Annotated in this window: 4 protein-coding genes; all 4 read right to left on the bottom strand. The window is 50.9% G+C overall.

What is annotated here, in order from left to right:
• The coding region (locus BZG79_RS13035; protein WP_077774607.1) for an MATE family efflux transporter at positions 1 to 1,300 on the bottom strand (1,300 nt) is incomplete at its 3' end.
• A gap of 261 nt (positions 1,301 to 1,561) precedes the next feature.
• A complete protein-coding gene (locus tag BZG79_RS13030) occupies positions 1,562 to 1,765 on the bottom strand; it encodes a CPXCG motif-containing cysteine-rich protein (RefSeq protein WP_021023665.1) in 204 nt (67 codons plus the stop codon).
• 136 nt (positions 1,766 to 1,901) lie between these two features.
• Complete coding sequence (hxpB, locus tag BZG79_RS13025) at positions 1,902 to 2,555, bottom strand: hexitol phosphatase HxpB (protein WP_021023666.1); 654 nt, start codon at positions 2,553 to 2,555, stop codon at positions 1,902 to 1,904.
• A gap of 35 nt (positions 2,556 to 2,590) precedes the next feature.
• On the bottom strand, positions 2,591 to 3,446 hold an 856-nt coding region (locus BZG79_RS13020; RefSeq protein WP_347336594.1), incomplete at its 5' end, for a fructosamine kinase family protein.

Raw genomic sequence — 3,446 nt, 5'->3', positions numbered from 1 at the left:
GTACCGCGGCACTGGATAAGCCAATGATGATGCCTATCCAAAACCCATGCGCGCCCATGGCTGGGACGAGCCAATCTGTCATTCCGAGTACATAGCCAAGCGGCAAGCCCAAACCCCAGTATGCGATCAGAGTGCGCTGGAAAATGGCACGCATATCTTTGTAGCCACGCAGGGCACCAGCCGCGACCACTTGAATGGCGTCGGTGATCTGATACACCGCGGCCAATAACATCAGTGATGACGCCAACGTTGCCACGTCTGGGTTATCGGAATACAGGGCGATAATTGGATCGCGCAGCCAAACGGTCAGTAGCGCGGTAATAACAGCTGTGCTCACCCCCAGCCAAATCCCAATTTTGGCGGAGTTGCCTGCTCCCTCGGTGGTGCGCTTGCCCAGCAGGTGGCCGACACGAATACTGACGGCGACACCCAAACTCATGGGTAACATGAAAATCATGGTGGAGAAGTTAATGGCCACTTGGTGCGCTGCGACGGTAATAGAGCCAAGTGGTGCGATTAAAATGGCAATCGCCGCAAATAAGGTCACCTCAAAAAACAGCGAAGCAGCGACTGGGAACCCGAGTCGAAAGAGGCGGATTTGCTCTTTGAGTGCTGGCGCGTAAAGCGAGGCAAAAAGCTGAAGACCACTGAGTTTTTTGCTCACTGCCACATATAACGCCATAAGGATAGCCATGATCCAATACACCAACGCGGTAGCGACACCGCACCCCACGCCGCCGAGCTCTGGCGCGCCGAGTTTGCCGTATACAAACATCCAGTTGAGTGGAATGTTTGCCGCAAGCCCGATAAAGCCAATGACCATTGCGGGAATGGTGAGCGACATTCCCTCGCATAAGTTACGAATGGATTGGAACACCAAGAAAGCCGGTACCGCCCAGATTACCGCATGTAAGTAACCGATGGTTTTTTCAGTTAGCGCTGCTTCCACATCCATGAGATTAATAATAAAACCGGCTTTATAAAGAATAAGCCCAATGGGTATGCTCAACAGCAATGCCATATACAGACCTTGCTGAAATTGAAACGGGATCGCAGTGGCTTTGCTCGCCCCATTAAGTTGCGCAATCATAGGGACCATGGCCATTAGCAGGCCAATCCCAAACAAGATTGCAGGCATCCATATACTCGAGGCAACCGCCACGGCGGCCATATCGGTGGCGCTATATCCGCCCGCCATGACGGTATCGACAAACCCCATCGAGGTTTGCGCTATTTGGGCAATAAAAACAGGCACACTGAGCCGAATAATGGCTCTTGCTTCATCATGGTATTGCTGCACGTTGGCCTCAACATGTTTAAGTGAAAGGGAGGGAGGAATCGATTGCGCGCAATTATACGTGCCAGGAGGCGCGAAAAGGAAGCAAAAGCCGTGTCAATTTTGCATCCCGAACGAGAGCAAACAATGATGACACAAAGAATAGCCCATCAAGACAATGCGACCCTGATACGAGTCGCGTCGGTTAGCTTTGTGTTTGCACTTGGTGATAACGTTACACTGATTTATGGCGCTGCATTCAGTGGGCGTTATAGGGTGCGTGGGCTAAAAAATTTGCTCGTCATCCGCATCGACAAATAAGTTAACGGTTTTATGCAACTCGTCGATTTGCATGTTGTAGTGCACCGCATTGCAGCAGTTGGGACAATCTTCATAAAACTCTTGATTGCCGCCACTGAGATCCAGTGTGAGATCAATACGGTGTCCACAGTGCGGGCAGCTTACTAGCCGGTCAGTTATATCATCCATCGTCACAGCCCTTCTTTTATGACAAAGCGGTTACTGTCAGTATAGATGAGGATCGTAAGATGAATAAATGATGAGCGCTGCTCTAAAAGGTAGCATTAACTACTGTACGCGCTTAATGCCACCCAGGAGACGATCGCTAAAGCGACGAAAGATTATCCGCACTAAAAGCTTTTAGGCTGGCAAGCTTTTGATCGGCAATCACAAAGCGAGGATCTTCCCACTCATGCGCGGCCGGCACCACAATGGTTTTCATCGAGGCGGCTTTAGCCGCAAGTAAGCCGGTAAAGGAATCTTCAAAGGCGACGCAAGCGTCGGGCTCGACGCCCAAGGCGTTAGCGGCATTAAGATACACTTTAGGGTGGGGCTTACCGTATTTTAAATCCCCCGCCGACTCGACAATTTCAAATGCGTCGCTAAGCCCTAGCGCATCCAATGTCGGATGGATTAGGGTCAGTGGAGACGATGAGGCCAGACCGATTTTTAAGCCAGCTTGACGGCAAATTTGCAACGCGTCTTTAACGCCGGGCATCATGGGTTTTTCATCTTTAACCAGCTCAACCACGCGTGCGACGATCCGCGCTTGCACGTCAGCATTCGATGGCCCCTGCCAAGGCTGGGTACGTGCGTAGTGTTTCACAATTTCATCAATCCGCACGCCTGTGGTATCACGCGTATCTTGTAAACTGATAGAAACGCCGAGCTCGGTCAATACATCAATTTGCGCCCGTTGCCAGAACGGCTCTGAGTCGACCAATAGGCCATCCATATCAAATATTGCGGCAGATAACATCGCCAACCTCTATCTCAGTGTGTGTGTCTGGCATCCTACACCGTGAGTGTGAGTTTTGTCAGCAATTGTTCGGCTTGTGCAAGGTAGGGGCCGCCGAATAAATTGACATGGTTGAGCACATGATAAAGGTTATAAATATCTTTTCGTTGTTGATAACCCTCGTCTAATGGCCATTCAGCCTGGTAGCCGTTGTAAAAGCTTTGCGGGAAACCGCCGAATAGCTCTGTCATGGCGATATCGGCTTCGCGATCGCCCCAATAACAGGCCGGATCAAATAGTACTGGGCCGTTGACGGATAAACCGACATTGCCTGACCACAGATCGCCATGGAGAAGTGCAGGTTTGGGGCGATGGTTAGCCAGTTGCGCTTTGACGCCGTGAATGATGGTATCAATGTCGCCCAAATGCAGTGATTTTTCCGCTGCTAGTTGTAGTTGCCAGCCAATTCGTTGCTCAGCAAAGAAGTGACACCACTTGCGGTGCCAGCTGTTTCTTTGTTCGCTGGTGCCGATGAAGTTATCGTCATCGAATCCGTATTCGACTTGCTCCCCCCAGCGGTGATGACGCGCCAGTTGCTGACCGAATAAATAGGCTTGAGTATCGTCGAGCGATTTAATGGGTAGGAAATTGAGTACCAATGCTGCACTGTCTTTTACCGGCCCGACAAAATACACCCGCGGAACATGAATGTGCTCACTCATTGCCAATTGGCGCAGGCCTTCGGCCTCGGCCTCAAACGCGGGCAGACATTCTCGCTGGTTGGTTTTAACGAAAAAGCGCTGCTCGCCCCCATCGCTAATGCAATAGGCGTCGTGGATGTCGCCACCGCCGATGGCGGTTTTTTCTCTGATCTCAAAATCAATATCGAGCTGTTCGGATAAATGTAGAGAC

It is taken from the genome of Salinivibrio sp. MA427 (assembly GCF_001996115.1).
Classification (GTDB): Bacteria; Pseudomonadota; Gammaproteobacteria; order Enterobacterales; family Vibrionaceae; genus Salinivibrio; species Salinivibrio costicola.
Note: the sequence above shows the minus strand (reverse complement) of the source record. Positions and strands in the feature narration are given on the sequence as shown.